We start from the raw sequence: 19,803 nt of genomic DNA, 5'->3' as shown, positions 1-19,803 counted from the left end.
AGTTGGGGGACGTCGGTATGGTACGGAAAAGCCTTCCCAACTGGACCCCGGCCTTCGCCGGGGTACGTCTGGTTTGCAGCAATGCGCGCGACTTTCGCAAAGGTCTCGCACAAAAGCGGTTCGCGGGTCCTCATGCCTGTACCTCCAGCATCCGGTCCGTCCGCGCCACCGCATCGGCTAATGCGGCGGCGGGCTTGGCGCTGCCCAGCATCAGCGGTTCGACGAGGCGCGCGCTCATGATCTTCTGGATATCGATGGTATGTTCGGACAGCGCCGGGGGCCGCGCGGTCGCGACATTGGCGGCATAGGCGCGAGCGATGGCGTTGCCGCGATAATAATCGGCGAAGGCAGGGTTGGTCAGCAGGTCGTCGCGCGCCGGGGACAGGCCGGTGCGCTGCAACCACAACAGGTTCAGCGCTTCTTCGCCCAGCGCCCAGGACAGGAAGGCGAAGGCGTCGCGCTGGACCCGGCTGCTGCGAAAGATCACCGCGCCCTTGCTGTCGGAAAAGGTCGAGGCGGGCAGGGGGCCGACCGTGGGGGCGATCATCGGTCCCACCGCGATCCGCGCGAGGGTGTCGGGATAGATATTGGCGAAGCGTTCGACATCCCACGGCCCCCGCACCGCACCGGCGGCAAGGCCCGACACCAGCGGCTCCTCGGCATCGAAGTCGAGCGCGGTCCAGCCTTGCCGATACATGCGGTCGACGAAGCCGGCAGCCTGCAGCCCCGCCGCATTGTCGTACAGCGCATGGGTACCCGCCAGATAGGGCTGACCCCCGCTGGCGGCGTAATAATAGGAGATATAGTCGAACCAGCGATCCTGCCACGCGCGCCCGGCAATCATCTGCATACCGTAGCGCGACTGGCGCACGGCATAGCGTTCGCAGAAGCGATAGACATCGGCATAGGTCGCGGGCGGCTCGCCCAGCCCATGTCGTTCGAGCAGGTCGGCGCGCCACCACAATAGCGTCGGGCTGGAATAGATCGGCAGCGCCGCGACCTGTTTCCCCTGCGTCCACCCGGCCATGATCGTGCGCATGTGGCGGCGCTCGACTAGCGTGTCATAGCCCGGCATCGCGGCGAGATCGGCGACCTGCCCCAGCGCGGCCAGCTGCACCGCAAAGCCGGAAAAGACGTTGGTGCACAGATCGGGCTCGGTACCGGCGACCAGCGCGGACAGCACGGTATCCTCCGAATTGCCGGCGGTGGGAATGGTGGTGAAGTCGACCGGCAGGCCGATCCGCTGCGCGTTCCACCGGGCGACGGCAACCTTCCAGAAGCTCTCCTCCGCCGCATTGGGCGCGATCCACAGCAGGATGCGGTCGGTGCGTCGCTCCGCCGCCTGCCGCCCGCAACCGGCCAGCAGCGCCGCGCCGCCCAGCGTCATCAGGAGCGCGTCGCGCCGTGTCGTCATGGCAGCCTTGTGCCGGCCAGCGCGGTGAGGGCGAACAGCCCCTCGATCGTCGATTCCGCCCCCGAATTCGGGTTGACCCGTCCGGGGGCGACGATGCCGTCATAGGTCCGCCCGGTCGCGGGGTCGTAGACCGCCCGGCGCGCATCGTTGCTGCCGGTGAACCAGCGGCCCAGCCCTTGCGCGGTGGTGCGATAGCGCGGGTTGCCGGTCTGGCGATAGGCTTCGGTCGCGGCAAGGATCATCGGGGCGAGGCCATAGGCGATCTGCGAAAAACGCTGCTGGTCGAGCGCAACATATCCCTTGTCCGTCCGCGACAGGGTGAAGGACGCGCGCATGCCGGTGCGCAAGAGATAAGGGTAGAAATGATCGACCTCGCGCAGGGCGCTGTCGATGAAGTCGCGCCGGTTCAGCGCCTTGCCCGCGCGCAGCAGCACATAGGCCTGCGCATTGCCCCAGGCGTGCCAGCTGTTGCGCCAGCTGAGATGCGCGCCATGGGGAAAGCGGCGCGCGTCGCCGGCCTGCATCGCGACCAGCCCGTCGCCGATCCGCCCGATCAGCGCGCGCGTCGCCGGATCGCCGGTGCGCTGCCAATGCGGCAGCAGCCCCAGCAGCGCGGTCGACCCGGCATCGGCCCCGGATTCGAGCGGCAGCCAGGTCGGGATCGCCAGCCCCTCGACCATCGTCGTGCCGGCGGCGGCGGTCGGCAGGTCGCGTTTCAGCTTCGCCACCAACCGGTCGGCGGCGGCGCGGGTGCGCCTGGCAGTGTCGGGGGAAAGGTGGGGCAGCGCCGCCTCCAGCCCCCACAAGGCCCGCAGCGACCACCAGTTCAGTTCGGCGAGCGACGTGCGGTATTCGCGGTTGATCCGCCCGTCGCCCCACAGGAAATTGTGGAAATAGCCATTGTCCGCCTGCATCTGCAGGACGAAGCGGGTCAGCATCTCGATCTGATGCCGCCGCTTCGCATCGGGATGGCCGGCCGAGAGCAGGACGATCCCGCGCGCCACATCGTCGACGCAGGTGTATCCCTCGCGCGGTTCGATGGCGAAGCGATAGTCGGGCGCCTCGCTATAGATATGCAGGATGCCCACCCGTTCGCCGCCCAGGTCGCGTTCGGCATAGAGATGGTCGAAATGAGCGAGGTTGACGCGCGGCGCGACCTGTTCGGCCGCCGGCCGGGTCTGCGCGCGGGCAAGCATGGGGGTCGGCGCGGCGAGCAGCGCCAGCGCCAGCAGCGCGGCGGAGCGGATGCGCGGGATATTCGGCTTGGCGGCCATCGGTGCCACTCGCTCCTCTCCGTCTGCCCCCGTTTGCCGGGTGGCATGTTTATCGTTAAACATTCGCTGTTGCGGCTGTCAAGGCGGCGGGGTAGTCAGGGGGCAGGACGGTGGAGCAACCACCCGGAGAGGATGCCATGGCCCGCGCGAAACGCGCCACGCTGAAATCGATCGCGGCCGATCTGGGCGTGACGCATACCTCCGTGTCCAACGCCTATAACAACCCGGCGAAGGTGTCGAAGGAACTGCGCGACCGCATCCTCGCCCATGCCGCGAAAGTTCACTATGAAGGTCCCAACCCCGCCGCACGATCGCTGCGCACCGGGCGGTGCGGCGCGATCGGCGTGATCTTCAACGACCAGCTCAGCTATGCCTTCACCGATGCGCACGACATCGCGTTCCTGCGCGGCATATCGTCGGTGTGCGAGGAGGAAGGGGCGAACATCGTCCTGATTCCGCTCAACAACAAGCATCCGGAGCGGTTGGACAGCCTGACCGCGATCGTCGACGGATATATATTGAACGCGCCGTACAAGAGCCATCCGACGATCCGCAAGGCGCTGGCGCGCGGGCTGCCGACCGTGGTCGTGGACTTCGACGCGCCGCAATTGCCGAGCGTGCTGACCAACGACCGCGAGATGATGCGCAGCGTCGTCGCGCACCTGCTGGCGCTCGGCCATCGCAACATCGCCATCGTCACCTTCCCCTGGTCGCAGGACCATGGCGAGTTGTTCGCGCTCGACCGCGACGTGTCGGACGAAAATCACGTGGTGCATGAGCGCGTGCTGGGATGTCGCGACGCGTTCGATGCGGCGGGCGTGGCCGCCGACGGCATCCTCGTCTGCGAAACGCCCAATGACGAGGAGGGCGGCGCGCGCGCGGTCGACCGGCTGCTGCGGCGACAGCATGACCTGACCGCGATGGTCTGTTTCTCCGACCGGTTGGCGTATGGCGTGATGGCGCGGTGCGATGCGCTGGGCCTGTCGGTGCCGCGCCGCATGTCGGTGACCGGCTATGACGGGATCGACCCGCCGGGCCGTCCGCGCGACGGGGTGCGGCTGACCACCGTTCGCCAGAACGCGTTCGAAAAGGGCCGCCGCGCCGCCGAAGCGCTGCTGTGCGAACCGGGCAAGGCGGGATCGCCGATCCGCATCGCTGCCGAATTCGTGGCCGGCGACAGCAGCGCGGCGGCATGGGAGCTGGAAACCGAATGAGTGGCTTGCAACTGGAAGCGCTGACCAAATCCTATGACGGGGTCGACACGATCCGCGGCATCGACCTGAACGTCGCCGCCGGGGAGTTCGTCGTGCTGGTCGGGTCGTCGGGGTGTGGCAAGTCGACCGTGCTGCGGATGATCGCGGGACTGGAAACGGTGAGCGGCGGTCATATCCGCATCGGCGGGCGCGACGTGACGCGGGTGCCGGCGTCGGACCGGGGCGTGGCGATGGTGTTCCAGTCCTATGCCCTCTATCCGCACATGACCGTGCGCGAGAATTTGAGCTTCGGTTTGAAGAACCTGCGGACGCCCAAGGCGGCGATCGCCGAACAGGTCGCCCATGCCGCGCAGGTGCTGGAACTGGACGCGCTGCTCGACCGGATGCCCAGCCAGCTGTCGGGCGGACAGCGGCAGCGGGTGGCGATCGGCCGCGCGATCGTGCGCAACCCCGACATCTTCCTGTTCGACGAGCCGCTGTCGAACCTCGACGCCGATCTGCGCGTGCGGATGCGGCACGAACTGGCCGCGCTGCATCGGCGTCTGGGCGCGACGATGATCTATGTGACGCACGATCAGGTCGAGGCGATGACGCTGGCCGACCGTCTGGTTATCCTCGATCAGGGCCGGATCGCGCAGGTCGGCACCCCGCTGGAGGTGTATGACCGGCCGGCCAATGTCTTTACCGCCGGCTTCATCGGCAGCCCGCGGATCAATCTGTTCGACGCGACGGTCGCCGGGCGCGATGGGGGTGTGACCCTGTTCGACATGGCGGGCGGAGTGCGGGTCGCCTCGACGCGCGGCGCGGCGCTGGCGGTCGGCGGGCGCGCGACGCTGGGGCTGCGGCCCGAACATGTGACGCTGGTGGGCGGCGGTGACAGCATCGCGCTACCGATGGCGATCGAGGCGGTCGAGGCGCTGGGCCATTCGACCTATCTCTATGGCGCGCTGCCCTCGGGCGATGCGTTCCGTGCGAAGCTGGACGGGCATCATGCGGTTGCGCACGCGATCACGCTCCATGTCGATCCGGCGCGGATGCTGGTGTTCGGCGCGGACGGCATCGCGGTCGATTGAGGCGGTGGTCGGTCGGGGTTGATTCACGCGAAGGCGCGCGGCCTTTCGCATCTTCGTCGGCATGAGGGTAGAAGAAGGTTAGATTTCGCGCAGAGGCGCAGAGGCGCGGAGAGGGTGCGTCCGGGGCCACCTTACCCGCGCCAGCGGCCTCGTCCTTGCCGAAAGCGGGTGCAGTCGTCTGCCGATCGAGTGCGCCGGGGCATCAAGCGCAACCCCCTCTGCGCCTCTGCGCGAAATCTATCTTCTTCTTCGCGTCTCCGCGCCTTCGCGTGAACCCGGCAACCGAAGCGGCTGTCCGACCCGCTCGTTACACCCCGCACGTACGCGAACGCCCCCGGCACCTTCGGTCAGGCGCAGGCGGTGCCGAGACAGGGCATCGCCCGTTGCAGGCCGCGCCCGAAGGGCGGGTACAGGAAAAACAAGCTGAAACGCCTTTGCCGGGCGATCGGTTCCGTCTTAACCAATTGATAGTTGCGACCGGCTATGATTTAGCCACGCAGGCGGCGAGCCGGGGGGCAGCCGCACGATGCAGGCACAAGGATCTGGCGCGCGATGGTCGAGACGGCGGTGTTCACTTACGGGTTGCTGGCAAGCTTCGTGCTGTCGGCCGCCTCGCACAACCAGCGCGCCCAGCGCCCGAACCCCGCGATCATGAACTATATCGGCTATGTACTGTTCGGCATGTCGGTGGCGGCGGCGGTGCTGCTGACCGGTTATGCGGTGTGGCAACTGGCCTGAGGATATAGCGGATCGGCATCACGGGTGCCGTTCCACGCGCCGGTGCGGTCGAGGGAGTGCCCGACATCACGTTGCAGGACTTCCCTCCCGACGACTGGCAGAGCTTCGAGCGATTTTCCTTCGGCGATACGCCCGCGCTTGCCGATGCCCTGCTGGCGCTCGTACTGTGCGGCAGGAAGACGGCGACGTGCTGGGCCGCCGCCGATGGGCAGCAGACCGAACCCGGACGCCGGTCCGTCGTCTGCGACGGGAGCGGACGGCCGCGGGCCATCGTCGAAACGGTCAGCCTTCGTAGAATCCCGTTCAACGCCGTTTCCGAGGATTTCGCCCGCAAGGAGGGCGAAGGGGACCTGAGCCTGTGCTATTGGCGACAGGCGCATCGGCGCTTTTTCGAGGGGCTTGGCCTCTATTCCGACACGATGGACCTCTGGTGCGAGGAGTTCGAGGTCGTCCACGTGTTTCCCGCAGGCGGATAGCCTCCCCGGCGCGTCGATCCGGTTCGGTTCGGCTTTCTACCTGTCCGACCTTTACGGTACGCCACCGCACAAGACCGCTTGCCGTGCGGAAGGTTGATCGTTAAACCTATCCCATACTTCCGGATGATGGCCGCACGAACGGCTGCGAAGCGGGAGCGATAGGGAGAGGATACGGCATGACCCCCGTGAAGCGGTTCCGCTTGCTCAGCCTGGCCGGCTCGGCCATGTTTCTGACCGTCACCCCGGCATTGGCGCAGACGCCGCCACCGCCACCGACCGCCCCGGATGGCGCGGTGCAGGATGCGTCGGTCGCGGCCGAGGATGGCGAGATCATCGTCACCGGCCTGCGCGAAAGTTTGCGGCGGGCGACCGATATCAAGCGCAACGCCGACAATATCGTCGATTCGATCGTCGCCGACGATATCGGCAAGCTGCCCGACCAGAATATCGCCGAGGCGATCCAGCGCATTCCCGGCGTCACCATCTCCCGCGACAATGGCGAGGGGCAGTTCATCACCGTGCGCGGCCTCGGCCCGGCGTTCAGCACCGCGCTGTACAATGGCCGAATCCTCGCGACCGAGAATCAGGGGCGCGAGTTCAGTTTCGACATCCTGCCCGCCGAACTCATCAACCGGGTCGATGTGTCGAAGACGCCGACCGCGTCGCAGATCGAGGGCGGGATCGCCGCGACGGTCGACATGTACACCGCGCGCCCGTTCGATTTCAAAGAGGGCAAGGTCGCGCTGTCGGCACAGGCCAATTACGACAAATTGCGCGGGCAATTCTCGCCGCAATTCTCCGGCCTGCTCAGCAAGACGTTCGGCGACGGCGACTTCGGCATTCTCGGCGCCTTTTCGTATATCGACCGCAAGATCGAGGGGAAGCGCATCTTCACCGATGGGTGGGAAGCGAACCAGAATCTCGACCTGAACAAGGACGGCACGCCCGAATTCCGCGGCGTGTCGATCCCGACCTATGTCGAATGGGGCACCAACCGCACCAGTCGCAAGCGGATGTCGGGCCTGCTGACCGCGCAGTGGCGGGCGAGCGACACGCTGCTGTTCACGCTGGACGGCCTCTATTCGAAGCTGGACGTGAACGACGATAACAAGGTGTTCTTCGTCTATGGCGGTCCGGGCGACGTGACCGCCGCGACGGTCGACCAGAACAATACCGTCACCAGCTATACCGGCATCGCGTCGGGGCCGATGTTCACCAACCAGATCCGCCCGCGCCTCGCCACGACCTGGCAGGCGGGCGCGAACCTGGCGTGGACTCCGTCCGACCGGTTGACCGGCACGGTCGATTTCTCCTGGTCGAAGGCGACCGACGATACCGGCGGCAACCAGGCGTGGTTCGAAAGCAACCTCGCCACGCCCAGCTATTCGCCGGCCGCCGTGAAGTTCGCGATCGGGCCGACGGGGATGCCGGTCTATACCGGTCTGGGCAACATCCTCGACACGTCGAACGCCAGGGCCGGGTTCCTGACCTATGAGGGCGTCAGCGTCGAGGACGAAATCTATCAGGGCAATACGAGCCTGAAATGGAATGTCGACAGCGGCATCCTCCGGCGGATTTCGGGAGGCTTCAACTTTTCGGACCGAAAGAAGTCGCGCTTCTCGTTCAAGACGCCCGATGCGCTGCAATGCCTGTATTGCGGGGCGGGGGTGTCGATCCCGTCGAGCGTGTTCACCGGCACGGCGGATGCGACCAACTTCCTCGGCACCGGCATGTTCGAGAGCGCTTACCCGACCTATTCGGCCGCCGATCTCGCCAGATATCTGCTGAGCGATGCGGCGATCAACCAACTGGCGAACCCGGCGGCGGCGCGCGCGGCACTGGCGGCCAATGGCGGCGGCTTTGCGGTGATCCCGGTGCCGGGCAATAGCGGTTCGGCGCAGGAGCGCACCATCGGCGGCTATGTCGAGGCGTCGTTCGGCGGCGATTTCGGGTCGCGGCCGTGGAGCGGCAATATCGGGCTGCGCTATACCCGCACCAACGTCATTTCGCGCGGCTTCGGGCAGGAAATCCTCGGCTTCACCACGCCGGCGGGCGGCGGCGATCCGACCGTCAACCTGTCGAACCCGCAGCCGATCACCGCGACGGGATCGTACAGCCAGCTGCTGCCGAGCGCGAACTTCAAGCTCGACGTGTTCCAGGACGTCGTGTTCCAGGCGGCGGTGGCCAAGACGCTGACCCGCGCGACGCTCAGTGACCTGCTGCTCATCCGCAACATCAACCCGCGCCCGCGCGAACGGGCGATCACCGACGGCAATCCCGGCCTCGAACCGATGATCGGGTGGAACTACGACGCCGCGCTGACCTGGTATCTCGACCGGTCGAGCTTCCTGAGCGTCGCGCTGTTCGCCAAGGATTTGAGCAACATCTCCGAATCGGTGACGACGACGATCCAGGTGCAGGGACTGGATTTCCGGCGGACGCGGCCGGAAAATGTCGGCAGCCGCAGTTACAAGGGCATCGAGTTTTCGGGGCAGTACACCTTTACCGGGCTGCCGGAGCCGCTCGACGGGCTGGGCGTGCAGGCCAATATCAGCCTCGTCGATCCCGATGCGACGACGTACAATGCGGTGGCCTTTTACGAAAAGGGGCCGTTGCAGGCGCGGATCGCCTATAACTGGCGCAATGCCTATGAACAGACGCAGCAGGGCAATCGCGGGCAGCCGGTGAATGTCGACGCCTATGGCATCTGGGACGCGAGCATCAACTATGCGCTGAACGACAAGGTGACCCTGTTCGCGCAGGGGCTCAACCTGTTCAACGAAAAGACGTTTCTCTATTCGGTGTATAAGGAACGGGTGATCTCGTTCGAAACCTATGGACCGCGTTATGCGCTGGGCGTCCGGTTGAATTTCTGACGGGTGGCCGAAGGGGGGAGCTGTCGAAGAAGAAGCGGGACCCCGGGTCAGGCCCGGGGTGACGTTGGTAGGTTTGGCGTATGTCGTCCGCTGCCCCGACCGTACCCCCGCGCAGGCGGGGGTCCAGGGTTACAGGCGGTATCGTTCGTTACCCTGGGTCCCCGCCTGCGCGGGGATACGGTTGGCGGGGGGAGGGCGCCCTACCGCCCCGTCCGGCACAGATTCGCCCGCGCGGTTTGTTCCAGTTCCTCCAGTTCGGCGACCGTCTGTTCCAGCGCCTGGCGTTGCAGGTTCAGCGCGTCGATGCGGGTGCGGCAGCGTGTCGCCAGCGCGTGCATCTGTTCGTCGTTGCCGGCGTCGCTGCTGTACAGGTCGAGGAATTCCTGAATCTCGCGCAGGGTGAACCCCAGGCGTTTTCCCCGCAGGATCAAGCGCATCCGCACGATGTCGCGGTGGCTGTAGGCGCGGTTGTTGCCGACGCGGACCGGGTGGATCAGCCCCTTGTCCTCGTACAGGCGGAGCGTGCGCGGAGTGATGCCCAGCGTGTCGGCGACGGCGTGGATGCCGTGCAGTTCCTGATCCATCACCCTGTCCTCGCCGGCCATTGCATCGCGTCCATCTACCCTATAGGTAACATAGCTATCGTATAGGGCATATGTCCATGGCAGACATGGACGGACATTTGGGAAGGATCGCGTCGATGAAGGCCGTAATCGCAGGCTATGTTCGTTCTCCCTTTCATCTGGCGGGCAAGGGCGCGCTGGCGCGGGTCCGGCCGGAGGATCTGGCGGCGCAGGTCGTGCGCGCGCTGATCGAGCGGACCGGCGTCGATGCGGCCGAGATCGAGGATGTGGTGATGGGTTGCGCGTTTCCGGAAGGGGAGCAGGGCTTCAACGTCGCGCGGATGGTGGCTTTGCTGGGCGATCTGCCGCTGTCGGTGGGCGGCATGACGGTCAACCGCTTCTGCGGGTCGTCGATGAGCGCGATCCACATCGCCGCCGGCCAGATCGAGGTCGGCGCGGGCGAGGCGTTCATCTGCGCCGGCCTCGAATCGATGAGCCGGGTGCCGATGGGCGGCTACAACCCGCTGCCCAACCCCGCATTGGCCGCCAAGAGCGCCGGGGCCTATATGGGCATGGGCGACACCGCCGAGAATGTCGCGACGAAATACCAGATCACCCGCGACGAACAGGACGCCTTCGCCGTCGCCAGCCAGCGCAAGGCGGCCGACGCGCGCAGCGCGGGCAAGCTGGCGCAAGAAATCGTGCCGATCCAGACCAAAGGCGGCGTGGTGAGCGAGGACGGCACGATCCGCCCCGACACGACGACGGAAGGCTTGTCCGGCCTGAAGCCCGCCTTCCGCCAGGACGGATCGGTCACCGCCGGCACCTCGTCGCCGCTGACCGATGGGGCGAGCGCGGTGCTGGTGACGTCGGAGGAATTCGCGACCAAGCATGGCCTGACGATCCTCGCCCGGATCAAGTCGATCGGCATTTCGGGCTGCGCGCCGGAAACGATGGGTCTGGGTCCGATCGGCGCGTCGAAAAAGGCGCTGGAGCGCGCCGGTCTCACCATCGACGATATCGATGTGGTCGAGATCAACGAGGCGTTCGCGGCGCAGGCGATCGCCTGCATCCGCGACCTCGGCATCAAGGACGAGGCGATCAACCTCGATGGCGGGGCGATCGCGATCGGCCATCCACTGGGCGCGACCGGCGCGCGGATCGTCGGCAAGGCGGCGGCTTTGCTGGCGCGCGAGGGCAAGCGCTATGCGCTGGCGACGCAGTGCATCGGCGGCGGGCAGGGCATCGCCACCGTGCTGGAGCGCGCATGATGGACATGGCGATCCGCAAGGTCTGCGTCATCGGCGCAGGGGTGATGGGGGCGGGCATCGCCGCGCATGTCGCCAATGCCGGGGTGCCGGTGCTGCTGCTCGACATCGCCAAGGACGGCCCCGACCGTGACGCCGTCGCCAAGGGCGCGGTGGCGCGGATGCTGAAGACCGATCCCGCGCCGTTCATGTCGAAATCGGCGGCGAAGCTGGTCGAAACCGGCAATATCGACGACCATCTCGACCGCATCGCCGAATGCGACTGGATCGTCGAGGCGATTGTCGAGCGGTTGGACATCAAGCAATCGCTCTATGCCCGGATCGAGGCGCTGAAGCGTCCCGGCACCGCCGTTTCGTCCAACACCTCGACCATCCCGCTCGACCATCTGGTCGCCGGGCGCAGCGAGGGGTTCCGGCGCGATTTCCTCATCACCCATTTCTTCAATCCGCCGCGCTATATGCGGCTGATCGAGATCGTGCGGGGTCGCGACACCGACCCGGCGGTGGCGGGCAAGGTCGAGGATTTCGTCGACCGTAATCTCGGCAAGCGGATCGTCCGGGCGAAGGATACGCCGGGCTTCATCGCCAACCGCATCGGCACCTATTGGCTGGCGGTCGCGATCAATGCGGCGATGGATTTGGGCCTGACCGTCGAACAGGCCGACCAGATCGGCGGGCGGCCGATGGGCGTGCCCAAGACCGGCATCTTCGGGCTGGTCGATCTGGTGGGTATCGACCTGATGCCGCTGCTGTCCAAGAGCCTGACCGCGACGCTGCCCGAGGGCGATCCCTATTTCGACACGGTGCGGCCGATGCCTTTGGTCGACCGGATGATTGCCGAGGGGTTCACCGGCCGCAAGGGCAAGGGCGGCTTCTATCGCTTCGACAAGGCGACGCGGACCAAGTTCGCGCTCGACCTGAAGACCGGCGACTATCGCGAACAGCAGACGCCCGCCGACCTGCCCGCCGATGCGGCGAAGGATGTGGGCAAGCTGATCGCGCTGGAGGGGCCGGCGGGCGATTATGCCTGGGCGATCCTCGGGCGCGTGCTGCCCTATGCCGCGATGCTGGTGGGCGAGGCGGCCGACGATATCGTCGCGATCGATGACGCGATGAAGCTCGGCTATAACTGGAAATATGGTCCGTTCGAGCTGATCGACCGGATCGGCGCGGCGACGCTCGCGGCGCGGTTGCGGGCCGAGGGGCGCGACGTTCCGGCGATCCTCGACACCGTGGGCGACCGGAGTTTCTATCGGGTCGAGGGCGGCCAGCGGCAATATCTGACGCTCGACGGCGCTTACGCCGATGTGGTGCGCGGCGAGGGCGTGCTGCTGCTCGAAGATGTCAAGCTTCGGTCGGAACCGGTGCTGCGCAACGAATCGGCTGCCTTGTGGGATGTCGGCGACGGAGTCGTCTGCTTCGAATTCACCGGCAAGAGCAACGCGCTCGACGACAAGGTGGTCGCGCTGCTGAACGAGACGATCGCGGTCGTGCGCGACCGGTTCAAGGCGCTGGTGATCTACACCGACGCGGCGAATTTCTCGGTCGGGGCGAATCTGTTCCTTGCGCTGTGGGCGGTGAAGTCGGGCGCGTGGGAGCAGATCGAACAGATGATCGGCGGCGGGCAGGCGACGTTCAAGGCGCTGAAATACGCCCCCTTCCCGGTGGTCGCCGCGCCGGCGGGCATGGCGCTGGGCGGCGGGTGTGAGATTTCGCTGCACGCCGACGCGATCCAGGCCCATGCCGAAACCTATATGGGGCTGGTCGAAGCCGGCGCGGGCCTCGTCCCCGGATGGGGCGGGCATGGCGAACTGCTCGACCGGATCGCCAAGGCCAAGGGCACGCCGCGCGGGCCGATGCCGGCGGTCGGCGTCGCGTTTGAGACGATCTCGACCGCCAAGGTGTCCAAGTCGGCGGCGGAGGCGCGCGAGCTGCACTTCCTGCGGGCGTCGGACGGCATCACCATGAACCGCGACCGGTTGCTGGCCGATGCCAAGGCCAGGGCGCTGGCGCTGGTCGACGGCTATGCGCCGCCCGAGCCGCCGGTCTATCGCCTGCCCGGCGAAAGCGGCCGGATCGCGATTGCGGACGTCGTGCGCGGCTTCCGGGCGAAGGGGCTGGCGACGCCCTATGACGAGGTCGTGTCGGGCCGCGTAGCCGAGGTGCTGACCGGCGGCGATACCGATATCATCGACGTCGTGACCGAGGACCAGCTGCTGACGCTAGAGCGCCGCGTGTTCCTCGACGCGATGCGCGACACGCGGACGCAGGACCGGGTGACGCATGTGCTGCAGACGGGGAAGCCGCTGCGGAATTGACGTAGTTCCGCGACCCTTCTCGTCACCCCGGGCTTGACCCGGGGTGACGTGGTGTTTGGGGTGGGCGGCGCGCCTCCCGCCGAACCATCGTCATTCCCGCGAAGGCGGGAATCCATTGCCGCTGACGGTTCGGATAGAAGCGCGACGACAGCGTGTATGGACTCCCGCCTTCGCGGGAGTGACGAATTGGCTCGATCAGGTATCGAACAACCATATCGGCCGGTAGTTCTGCATCATGGCCGGAACGGTACCGTACCGATAGCATCGCGCCATGTCGCAGATCGCCCAACCCGCAAGCCCGATCCTGTCCGCTACCGAAGAGCGGGCCTATCTGCTCGGCCGGGCGGAAGTACATCGGCAACTAGCTGAAAATACCGCCGAAATAGAAATACGCGCGATTCATTTGCGCATGTCGCGGCTGTACGCGGAACAGGCGGCGCTGATCGTCTTGGTACTTCCCGACTAACGGATCCCGCAAAGATACCAGGAACACCGGTCCTGCCGGTCGGTTGATGCGCCCTGACCGGCCGCGCTCCTGCGGTCGTGTCGTGGGAGACCGGTCCATGAAGGCAGTTGCGTTTACCCTGCTCGGCACGCTGGCGCTCGGTGCCTGTGCCGCGCCCGCGACCCGTATCTCGACCGGGCTTCAGCGTTACGGGCTGGACGCCCAGCGCGCCGATTGCGTCGGCACCCGGCTGCAGGGCGACCTGTCGCTCGGCCAGCTGCAACAGCTCGGCCGTGCCGCCGCCGCCTATAAGAAGGACGATCCCAACCCCGGTACGTTGACCGTTGGCGACCTCGTTCGCGTGGCGGGCGAGATCAGGGACCCGGCGATCGCGCTGGCGGTCGGCAAGGCGGCCGCGGGCTGCAACGTCCTGCCCTGACCCCAACCCATTGGAAAAGGACCAGCATCATGAACAAGGATGAATTCGAAGGCGGCGTCCGCTACGCCACCGGCAAGGTCGAAAAGACCGTCGGCGATGTCGTCGACCATCGCGGCCTGCAGACCGACGGCATCGTCGACCAGGTCGCGGGCGGCGTGCAGCACAGCTATGGCCGCGTCCGCGCGATCGTCGAGGATGCGATCGACAGCGCCCCCGCACTCGCCGACGAAGCCCGCGCGAAGCTGAAGACCGCCGGCCGCCAGGTCGCCGACCGCGCGCAGCAGGGCGGACAGGTCGCCGCGCGCACCGTCGAGGACCGCCCGCTGCTGTGGGCCGCGGGTGCCGCGATCATCGGCTACGGCCTCGCCTGGCTGCTGCACGGGCGTCGCGGCTGATCCAGCCATGGACGAGGCTGCGTTCAAGTCCCTGCGCGAGACCGCCGACCTGCGCCATCTGCGCCAGATCGTCGCGGGCCTCGACGAGGGGGTGATCCTGATCGATCCCGACCAGAGCCTGCTCTGGGCGAACGATGCCGCGCTGGCGATGCACGGGGTCGGCGACATCGCCGAGCTGGGCGCGACGGTCGAGGAATATCGCTCGCGCTTCCAGCTGCGCTATCGCAACAACCACCGGCTCGAAGCGGACGATTATCCGCTGGAGCGGGTGGTGGCGGGCGACCGTTTTTCCGAAGTGGTGGTCGAGGTGACCGTCGCGGGCGAGGACGAGCCGCGCTGGGTCCATCAGGTGCGCAGCCTCGTGCTGAACGACAGCGACGACGGCGAACCTGCCTGTCTGGTGCTCATCATCCAGGACGTGTCGGCGCGGTACGAGGCGGAGGACCGGTTCGAACAATCGTTCAACGCCAACCCCGCGCCCGCCGTCATCTGCCGCCTGAGCGACCTGAAGTTCGTGAAGGTCAATCAGGGGTTCCTCGACATGACCGGGTTCGACCGCGACCAGGTGCTGGCCCGGACGGTGTACGACATCGACGTGCTGCGCTTGGCCGAGCGGCGCGACCTTGCGAAGGAACGTCTGGGCGAGGGGCGCACCATTCCGCAGATGGAGGCGGAACTGGAACTGCCCGGCGGCGTGACCAAGCTGGTCATCGTCGCCGGACAGCCGATCGACATGGGCGAACAGCCATGCATGTTGTTCACCTTCGCCGACCTCGAACCGCGGCGCACCGCGCAGGCTGCGCTGCGCCACAGCGAGGATCGCTTCACCCGGATGTTCCAGCTGGCCCCGGTGCCGCTGGCGATCGGTGCGCGCGACGGGCATCTGCTGTGCGAGGTGAATGCGAGCTTCACCGCGATGACCGGCTATGGCGCGGACGAAATCATCGGCCGTCCGCTGGGCGAGGTCGAGCTGTGGGAGAGCAGCGAGGTTCGCCGCACGATTGAACGGGCGATCGATGCCGGCCACGACCTGCGCGGGCACGAGGTACGCATCCATGCGCGCGACGGGGCGGTCATCGACTGCCTGATCTCGACCGAGGCGATCCGCATCGGCGACGATGCGTGCGTGCTGTGGGCGTTCCAGGACATCACCCAGCGCAAGGCCACCGAGCTGGAACTGGTCGAGGCGATCGAGGCGGTGATGAAGGACACCAGCTGGTTCAGCCGGTCGATCATGGAAAAGCTGGCGCGGCTGCGCACGCCGCAGGCGGCGAATGACGGCCCCGGACTCGACGACCTGACCCCGCGCGAACGAGAGGTGCTGGCGCTGATCTGCCGGGGATGTGACGACAAGACCATCGCGCGGACGCTGGATGTCGCGGGCAACACCGTCCGCAACCATGTCGCGCGCATCTATGCCAAGATTGGCGTCAACCGCCGGATCGCGGCCGTCGCTTGGGCACGGGCGCGCGGCTTCGACGGCGACGCGCGCGACCGGCCATGCGAACAGGAGGCCGCACCATGACGGACGGGAAAAACGGTTCGTCCGACGAACGGGCCAAGGCGAAAGCGAAGGCATCGGTGCTGGAGGCGATCGGCACGCTGATCGGCGACGACACCGCCCGCCGCGACGGAGCCAGACAGAAACAAGCGCCGGACGCCACGAAGCCGGACGCAGCAGAGGACGGGACGGGCGAGCGCTGATCCGGCGCCCCGAACCGCAGGAGTTCAACAGGAGACATCATGGCTACCAATGTTACCAACGGCCTTGCGCCGATCGATGAGACGCGTCTGGGCAAGACCGCGACCCGGCTGTCATGGGGGGCGATCTTTGCCGGCGTCGTGCTGGCCATCGCAATCCAGCTGGTGCTGGGCATTCTGGGTGCCGGCATCGGGCTGACGATGGTCGATCCGGTCGAGGGTACCACGCCGGGGGCGGCCGGGTTCGGCATCGGTGCGGGCCTCTACTGGCTCATCACCACCGTCATCGCGCTGGGTGCGGGTGGCTATGCGGCGGCGCGGGTTGCGGGCGTGCATGAGCGTTTCGACGCACTGGTCCATGGCCTGGTCGTGTGGGGCGTCACGCTGATCCTGACGCTGTACCTGCTGACCTCGGCGGTCGGCGGCATCATCGGCGGCGCATTCCGCACGGTCGGTGCGGTCGCGGGCACGGCGGGCAGCGCGGTCGGTGCCGCCGCATCGGTCGCCCCCGTCGCCGCATCGGCGGCCGGGGTCGATGCCGGCGACGTGAAGGATGCCGCGCGCGACGTGCGCAGCGAAGCCGCCGCCTATCTGTCGGACGCGCCCAATGATCCGGCGCAGATGACCCCGGAACAGGCGCAGGCCGAGATCGCGAAGCAGCTGCCCGCGCTGGCGCGTGGCGGTGCCGAAGGCCAGCAGGCCGAAAGCCGCATCGTCGACGTGGTCGCCGCGCAGCGCAAGATCAGCCGCGGCGAGGCGCAGGCGCAGGTGACGCGCGCCAAGGCGCAGTTCGTCCAGACCAAGAACGAGGCCGTCGCCACCGCCAAGTCGGCGACCGACAAGGCGGCCGGGGCCGCTGCCGGCACCTCGTTCATCCTCGTCCTCGCGCTGCTGGTCGGCGCGGCGGCGGCCGGGTTCGGTGCAACGGCGGCCACCCGCCGCCGGCTGCGCTGAGTGTGTCGCGGCGGGCCGGCGTATCTGGCCCGCCGCATCCAATCCATCGCATGGGAGATAGCGAGATGACGAAGAAGATCGCCCTCGGGCTGGTACTGGCCGCATCGGTCACGCTTGGCGCGTGCAACACCGTCAACGGCGCGGGCAAGGACCTGCGTTCGGCCGGATCGGCCGTGTCGGGCGCCTCGGGCCAGGACAAGAAGTAAAGTGACTACCCGCGCCGCCCCTTGCCGGGCGGAGCGGGAGCGTTGCAGGTACGGACGGCGCGGCGGGCAACCGTCGCGCCGTTGCCGTCGGAGCCGGCCGACGTGGTCGCGGTGACGACGATGACCGGCGTCATGATGTCGTAACGCTGTCGTAACGCGCGGCAGGGACACGATATTGCCGACCGGCGTTTAGCGGTGCAAAGGCGATGACGAAGCCGCCCGCCCGGGTCGGCAACCGCAGGCGGCAGGGCCATGGTACCGAGCGAGATGATTACCGGAAGCGCGATCGCCGCGGTGATCAGCGACCCCAACCTGCCCGACACGCCGATCATCGCGTGCAACCAGGCGTTCATCGACCTGACCGGCTATAGCGAGGCGGAAATCCTCGGCCGCAACTGCCGTTTCCTGCGCGGCGCCGATACCGAGGAAGCCGCGACCGAGGAACTGCGCGCCGCCGTGCGCGAACGCCGCGCGACGTTGGTCGAGGTACTGAACTACAAAAAGGACGGCACCCCGTTCCGCAACGCGGTGATGCTCGCCCCGCTGTTCGGCGAGGACGGCGCGCTGCGCTATATGCTGGGGTCGCAGATCGAGGTGGGGACGCCATCGAACCGCGACGCCGCCGCGCGCATCGCGGCGCTGACCCCGCGCCAGCGCGACGTGCTCGACCGGGTGATGCGCGGGCTGCTCAACAAGCAGATCGCGTGGGAACTGGGCATCAGCGAACGGACGGTGAAGCTGCACCGGTCGGAAATGCTGCAGGCGCTGGGATGCCGCACCGTGGCCGAAGCGATCCGCATGGCGGTGGAACAGGGGCTGTAGGGGGTCGGGTCACGCAGGCGACGCGTCGGGCGAACGCGATGCCGGACCATATCCCGGCGCCACCTGTCCCAAGGTACAGATGCATCGGCGGCGACCGCCCCCATCTTGCAACCCCGATATCGGAAAAGGTTGCGCTAACATGCCCCGCCCTGCCAAGATGCTGATGACCTATCTGGGCGTCGTACTGCTGATGGCGATCCTTGCCTTGCTCCTGTTCTATCGGCTCAACCATGGCTGAGCCGCTGACCGTCTGGTTCGACGGCAGCTGCCCGTTGTGCGCGCGCGAGATCGCGGTGATGCGTCGGCTCGACCGGCGGGGGCGGATCGTCTTCATCGATGTCGGTTCGTCCGAAGCGGCATGCCCCATCGACCGCAGGCTGTTGCTGGCGCGGTTCCATGCGCGCGAGGACGGCCAGCTGCTGTCGGGCGCGGCGGCGTTCGCGGCGATGTGGCGGGCGATCCCGCTGTTGCGTCCGTTCGGCCTTGCCGCGCGCAACCGGGTGGTGCTGCGCTGGCTGGAGGCGTTGTACCTGCGTTTCCTTCACGTCCGCCCGATGCTGCAACGCTGGGTGCGATGAGGGTGCGGCCCGATCCGGTCGCGCCGGGGCAGGTCAGCGTGTGGGATTTCCCGCGCCCCGCCATCGCCGAACCGTGCGACCGGCGCATTCGGATCGAGCATCGCGGCGTCATGATCGCCGATACGACCCGCGCGGTCCGCACGCTGGAGACCAGCCACCCGCCCAGCTATTATCTTCCCCCGGACGATATCGCGATGGACCTGCTGCGTCCCGCGCCCGGCCGGTCGCTGTGCGAGTGGAAGGGGCAGGCGCGCTATTGGGACGTGGTGGTCGACGGCATCGTCCTGCCGCGGGTCGGGTGGAGCTATGCCGATCCGACCCCGGCGTTCCGATCGTTGCGCGACCACATCGCCTTCTATGCCGGGCCGTTCGACCGCTGCACCGTCGACGGCGTCCCGGTCACGCCGCAGCCGGGCGGTTTCTATGGCGGATGGATCACCCCCGACCTTGCCGGTCCATTCAAGGGACCGCCGGGTACCATGGGCTGGTAGACGCGACACCGCCCCCGCTGCGGGTGCAGCAGGGGCGGCCGAGGCGCGGGGCAGGGGGTAGCGGCGCTATCAGCGGCCGGCGAGCGCCCGGTCGAGATCGACGCCGCGGGCTTCCCATTCGCCGCGGGTCTTGCACACCGGGACCAGGATGCGGCTGCCGGTCGTTTCGGTGCGGAAGCAATAGCGGGCGTTGGGCGAGGCCTTCTTCGCGGCGGCGACGGCGGCGGCACCGGCGGCGAGCGTGATGCTGGTCCCGACCGAAGCGCCGGCGGCGACCGCGACGGGCGACGGGGCAGGGGCCGGGGCGGCGTTCGGTTCGGCGGCGAAGGCCGAGGTGGTCGCGGCCAGGCCGAGGACGATCGAAGCGATGGTGCGGATGACGGTCATGATGGTGGCTCCCTGATTTTCCGGTTGGTTTCCGGTGATGCCGACTACATTGCACCCGCCGTGCCAGTTTTTAGAATATAGCAATATCAATAACCTAGCACATGACTACAATTGTAGCTGTGGGATTCCCCGCCAATCGACAGCGAATTTCCCCAAGTCTTGGCGACCGCG

Annotated in this window: 22 protein-coding genes; 17 read left to right on the top strand and 5 right to left on the bottom strand. The window is 67.2% G+C overall.

The features are described 5' to 3' along the window. Positions 1 to 130: 130 nt before the first annotated feature. Positions 131 to 1,414, bottom strand: a complete 1,284-nt coding sequence (locus MF609_RS18440; RefSeq protein WP_242417540.1) for an ABC transporter substrate-binding protein — start codon at positions 1,412 to 1,414, stop codon at positions 131 to 133. Next, positions 1,411 to 2,697 (bottom strand): hypothetical protein, encoded by a 1,287-nt coding sequence (locus tag MF609_RS18435; RefSeq protein WP_242417539.1) that lies wholly within the window; start codon positions 2,695 to 2,697, stop codon positions 1,411 to 1,413. Before MF609_RS18435 ends, MF609_RS18440 begins: the two co-directional genes overlap by 4 nt. A 128-nt stretch (positions 2,698 to 2,825) precedes the next feature. Here MF609_RS18435 and MF609_RS18430 point away from each other — a divergent pair, with 128 nt between their 5' ends. The 5 genes from MF609_RS18430 to MF609_RS18410 all read left to right on the top strand — a co-directional run bounded on the left by MF609_RS18430 (position 2,826) and on the right by MF609_RS18410 (position 9,065). Then, a complete protein-coding gene (locus MF609_RS18430; protein ID WP_242417538.1) occupies positions 2,826 to 3,902 on the top strand; it encodes a LacI family DNA-binding transcriptional regulator in 1,077 nt (358 codons plus the stop codon). Then, positions 3,899 to 4,975, top strand: coding sequence for an ABC transporter ATP-binding protein (locus MF609_RS18425; RefSeq protein ID WP_242417537.1), 1,077 nt, complete (start codon positions 3,899 to 3,901; stop codon positions 4,973 to 4,975). Before MF609_RS18430 ends, MF609_RS18425 begins: the two co-directional genes overlap by 4 nt. Positions 4,976 to 5,527: 552 nt before the next feature. Beyond that, a complete protein-coding gene (locus MF609_RS18420; protein ID WP_242417536.1) occupies positions 5,528 to 5,713 on the top strand; it encodes a hypothetical protein in 186 nt (61 codons plus the stop codon). A 56-nt stretch (positions 5,714 to 5,769) separates the two neighbouring features. Next, the gene (locus tag MF609_RS18415) at positions 5,770 to 6,189 is read left to right on the top strand and encodes an ASCH domain-containing protein (protein WP_242417535.1); all 420 of its coding nucleotides are present in this window, start codon (positions 5,770 to 5,772) and stop codon (positions 6,187 to 6,189) included. Positions 6,190 to 6,365: 176 nt separating this feature from the next. Next, positions 6,366 to 9,065 carry a TonB-dependent receptor gene (locus tag MF609_RS18410; protein WP_242417534.1) on the top strand — a complete coding sequence of 900 codons (2,700 nt, stop codon included), beginning with the start codon at positions 6,366 to 6,368 and terminating at the stop codon, positions 9,063 to 9,065. Positions 9,066 to 9,265: 200 nt separating this feature from the next. Here the strand turns inward: MF609_RS18410 and MF609_RS18405 are convergent, their stop codons facing one another. Beyond that, a complete protein-coding gene (locus MF609_RS18405; RefSeq protein WP_242417533.1) occupies positions 9,266 to 9,670 on the bottom strand; it encodes a MerR family transcriptional regulator in 405 nt (134 codons plus the stop codon). 95 nt (positions 9,671 to 9,765) lie between these two features. Between MF609_RS18405 and MF609_RS18400 the strand changes: the two genes are divergently transcribed. The 9 genes from MF609_RS18400 (at position 9,766) to MF609_RS18360 (ending at position 17,354) form a co-directional block, all read left to right on the top strand. Continuing rightward, a complete protein-coding gene (locus MF609_RS18400; protein WP_242417532.1) occupies positions 9,766 to 10,899 on the top strand; it encodes a thiolase family protein in 1,134 nt (377 codons plus the stop codon). Next, positions 10,899 to 13,214 (top strand): 3-hydroxyacyl-CoA dehydrogenase/enoyl-CoA hydratase family protein, encoded by a 2,316-nt coding sequence (locus tag MF609_RS18395; protein ID WP_242417565.1) that lies wholly within the window; start codon positions 10,899 to 10,901, stop codon positions 13,212 to 13,214. Before MF609_RS18400 ends, MF609_RS18395 begins: the two co-directional genes overlap by 1 nt. Before the next feature lie 271 nt (positions 13,215 to 13,485). Beyond that, positions 13,486 to 13,680, top strand: a complete 195-nt coding sequence (locus MF609_RS18390; RefSeq protein WP_242417531.1) for a hypothetical protein — start codon at positions 13,486 to 13,488, stop codon at positions 13,678 to 13,680. A gap of 97 nt (positions 13,681 to 13,777) precedes the next feature. After that, entirely contained in the window at positions 13,778 to 14,098 is a 321-nt protein-coding gene (locus MF609_RS18385; RefSeq protein WP_242417530.1) for a hypothetical protein, read from the top strand. 29 nt (positions 14,099 to 14,127) lie between these two features. Continuing rightward, positions 14,128 to 14,493 carry a CsbD family protein gene (locus MF609_RS18380; RefSeq protein ID WP_242417529.1) on the top strand — a complete coding sequence of 122 codons (366 nt, stop codon included), beginning with the start codon at positions 14,128 to 14,130 and terminating at the stop codon, positions 14,491 to 14,493. A 7-nt stretch (positions 14,494 to 14,500) separates the two neighbouring features. Further along, complete coding sequence (locus MF609_RS18375; protein WP_242417528.1) at positions 14,501 to 16,018, top strand: PAS domain S-box protein; 1,518 nt, start codon at positions 14,501 to 14,503, stop codon at positions 16,016 to 16,018. Further along, positions 16,015 to 16,197: a hypothetical protein gene (locus MF609_RS18370; RefSeq protein ID WP_242417527.1), complete on the top strand. Its 183-nt coding sequence runs from the start codon at positions 16,015 to 16,017 to the stop codon at positions 16,195 to 16,197. The genes MF609_RS18375 and MF609_RS18370 overlap by 4 nt, the downstream gene beginning before the upstream one ends. A gap of 39 nt (positions 16,198 to 16,236) precedes the next feature. Then, complete coding sequence (locus tag MF609_RS18365) at positions 16,237 to 17,148, top strand: hypothetical protein (RefSeq protein ID WP_242417526.1); 912 nt, start codon at positions 16,237 to 16,239, stop codon at positions 17,146 to 17,148. Positions 17,149 to 17,213: 65 nt separating this feature from the next. Next, positions 17,214 to 17,354: an entericidin A/B family lipoprotein gene (locus MF609_RS18360; protein ID WP_084401825.1), complete on the top strand. Its 141-nt coding sequence runs from the start codon at positions 17,214 to 17,216 to the stop codon at positions 17,352 to 17,354. 5 nt (positions 17,355 to 17,359) lie between these two features. Here the strand turns inward: MF609_RS18360 and MF609_RS19920 are convergent, their stop codons facing one another. Further along, a complete protein-coding gene (locus MF609_RS19920) occupies positions 17,360 to 17,488 on the bottom strand; it encodes a hypothetical protein (protein ID WP_277991349.1) in 129 nt (42 codons plus the stop codon). A gap of 118 nt (positions 17,489 to 17,606) precedes the next feature. Between MF609_RS19920 and MF609_RS18355 the strand changes: the two genes are divergently transcribed. The 3 genes from MF609_RS18355 (at position 17,607) to MF609_RS18345 (ending at position 19,245) form a co-directional block, all read left to right on the top strand. After that, entirely contained in the window at positions 17,607 to 18,176 is a 570-nt protein-coding gene (locus MF609_RS18355; protein WP_242417525.1) for a LuxR C-terminal-related transcriptional regulator, read from the top strand. 230 nt (positions 18,177 to 18,406) lie between these two features. Next, complete coding sequence (locus MF609_RS18350) at positions 18,407 to 18,754, top strand: thiol-disulfide oxidoreductase DCC family protein (protein ID WP_242417524.1); 348 nt, start codon at positions 18,407 to 18,409, stop codon at positions 18,752 to 18,754. Continuing rightward, positions 18,751 to 19,245 carry a DUF427 domain-containing protein gene (locus tag MF609_RS18345; protein WP_242417523.1) on the top strand — a complete coding sequence of 165 codons (495 nt, stop codon included), beginning with the start codon at positions 18,751 to 18,753 and terminating at the stop codon, positions 19,243 to 19,245. Before MF609_RS18350 ends, MF609_RS18345 begins: the two co-directional genes overlap by 4 nt. A gap of 69 nt (positions 19,246 to 19,314) precedes the next feature. Here the strand turns inward: MF609_RS18345 and MF609_RS18340 are convergent, their stop codons facing one another. Then, complete coding sequence (locus MF609_RS18340; RefSeq protein WP_242417522.1) at positions 19,315 to 19,632, bottom strand: hypothetical protein; 318 nt, start codon at positions 19,630 to 19,632, stop codon at positions 19,315 to 19,317. Between the last annotated feature and the right edge of the window lie 171 nt (positions 19,633 to 19,803).

Source organism: Sphingomonas panni (genome assembly GCF_022664435.1).
Classification (GTDB): Bacteria; Pseudomonadota; Alphaproteobacteria; order Sphingomonadales; family Sphingomonadaceae; genus Sphingomonas; species Sphingomonas panni.
This window is presented reverse-complemented; position numbering and strand designations above follow the sequence as displayed.

Excerpts from the sequence above, each read along its gene's own strand:
- MF609_RS18360 (WP_084401825.1), top strand. The coding sequence starts at position 17,214 with ATGACGAAGAAGATCGCCCTCGGGCTGGTACTGGCCGCATCGGTCACG.
- MF609_RS19920 (WP_277991349.1), bottom strand. The coding sequence starts at position 17,488 with ATGACGCCGGTCATCGTCGTCACCGCGACCACGTCGGCCGGCTCCGAC.
- MF609_RS18390 (WP_242417531.1), top strand. The coding sequence starts at position 13,486 with ATGTCGCAGATCGCCCAACCCGCAAGCCCGATCCTGTCCGCTACCGAA.
- MF609_RS18365 (WP_242417526.1), top strand. The coding sequence starts at position 16,237 with ATGGCTACCAATGTTACCAACGGCCTTGCGCCGATCGATGAGACGCGT.
- MF609_RS18345 (WP_242417523.1), top strand. The coding sequence starts at position 18,751 with ATGAGGGTGCGGCCCGATCCGGTCGCGCCGGGGCAGGTCAGCGTGTGG.
- MF609_RS18425 (WP_242417537.1), top strand. The coding sequence starts at position 3,899 with ATGAGTGGCTTGCAACTGGAAGCGCTGACCAAATCCTATGACGGGGTC.
- MF609_RS18340 (WP_242417522.1), bottom strand. The coding sequence starts at position 19,632 with ATGACCGTCATCCGCACCATCGCTTCGATCGTCCTCGGCCTGGCCGCG.
- MF609_RS18440 (WP_242417540.1), bottom strand. The coding sequence starts at position 1,414 with ATGACGACACGGCGCGACGCGCTCCTGATGACGCTGGGCGGCGCGGCG.
- MF609_RS18430 (WP_242417538.1), top strand. The coding sequence starts at position 2,826 with ATGGCCCGCGCGAAACGCGCCACGCTGAAATCGATCGCGGCCGATCTG.
- MF609_RS18375 (WP_242417528.1), top strand. The coding sequence starts at position 14,501 with ATGGACGAGGCTGCGTTCAAGTCCCTGCGCGAGACCGCCGACCTGCGC.
- MF609_RS18385 (WP_242417530.1), top strand. The coding sequence starts at position 13,778 with ATGAAGGCAGTTGCGTTTACCCTGCTCGGCACGCTGGCGCTCGGTGCC.
- MF609_RS18370 (WP_242417527.1), top strand. The coding sequence starts at position 16,015 with ATGACGGACGGGAAAAACGGTTCGTCCGACGAACGGGCCAAGGCGAAA.
- MF609_RS18380 (WP_242417529.1), top strand. The coding sequence starts at position 14,128 with ATGAACAAGGATGAATTCGAAGGCGGCGTCCGCTACGCCACCGGCAAG.
- MF609_RS18395 (WP_242417565.1), top strand. The coding sequence starts at position 10,899 with ATGGACATGGCGATCCGCAAGGTCTGCGTCATCGGCGCAGGGGTGATG.
- MF609_RS18420 (WP_242417536.1), top strand. The coding sequence starts at position 5,528 with ATGGTCGAGACGGCGGTGTTCACTTACGGGTTGCTGGCAAGCTTCGTG.
- MF609_RS18350 (WP_242417524.1), top strand. The coding sequence starts at position 18,407 with ATGGCTGAGCCGCTGACCGTCTGGTTCGACGGCAGCTGCCCGTTGTGC.
- MF609_RS18355 (WP_242417525.1), top strand. The coding sequence starts at position 17,607 with ATGGTACCGAGCGAGATGATTACCGGAAGCGCGATCGCCGCGGTGATC.
- MF609_RS18405 (WP_242417533.1), bottom strand. The coding sequence starts at position 9,670 with ATGGCCGGCGAGGACAGGGTGATGGATCAGGAACTGCACGGCATCCAC.
- MF609_RS18410 (WP_242417534.1), top strand. The coding sequence starts at position 6,366 with ATGACCCCCGTGAAGCGGTTCCGCTTGCTCAGCCTGGCCGGCTCGGCC.
- MF609_RS18400 (WP_242417532.1), top strand. The coding sequence starts at position 9,766 with ATGAAGGCCGTAATCGCAGGCTATGTTCGTTCTCCCTTTCATCTGGCG.